1 protein-coding gene and 1 pseudogene are annotated in these 395 nt (G+C 60.8%); both read left to right on the top strand.

The annotated features are described in order from the left end of the window. Nucleotides 1–142 (top strand): annotated as a pseudogene (locus EXE42_RS20705) (glucose-1-phosphate thymidylyltransferase); the annotation flags it as partial. Between the two features lie 2 nt (nucleotides 143–144). Next, nucleotides 145–324, top strand: a complete 180-nt coding sequence (locus EXE42_RS20920; RefSeq protein ID WP_137707084.1) for a hypothetical protein — start codon at nucleotides 145–147, stop codon at nucleotides 322–324. Nucleotides 325–395: the final 71 nt, after the last annotated feature.

The following is a 395-nucleotide window of genomic DNA, read 5'->3' as shown; positions in this document are numbered from 1 at the left end:
CATTGGCGACTCGACGATCACGGCGTCAGGCCGGATCGTCGACAGTCTTCTCGGCCGGAGCGCGAACGTCGAAAGCGCCGAAAATCACCTTCCCGAGGGCCGTCGCCTCGTCGTCGGCGAGAACTCCCAGCTCAAACTGTAACCATGCGCATCATCACTCACTCCTGTCCGGACTGTGGCACCGTTGTCGCCGCGAACGAGCTTGAGTCCAACCGCGTGATGAAGTGTCCGGGACTCGGCTGTCAGGGTGTTCTCCGATTTGACGAGCTCCCAGAAGAGGCACGTGATCACTTTCTCGACAACCGCGAGCGCTACGAGATCTAACGCACCGCGTCCCAGATTTTGCTCACATCTTCTTCGAGGGGTGGCTGTGGCCGACCGAGCTGCGACTCGAC

This window comes from Halorubrum sp. SP3, assembly GCF_005435195.1.
In the GTDB taxonomy this organism is placed as follows: Archaea; Halobacteriota; Halobacteria; order Halobacteriales; family Haloferacaceae; genus Halorubrum; species Halorubrum sodomense.
This window is presented reverse-complemented; position numbering and strand designations above follow the sequence as displayed.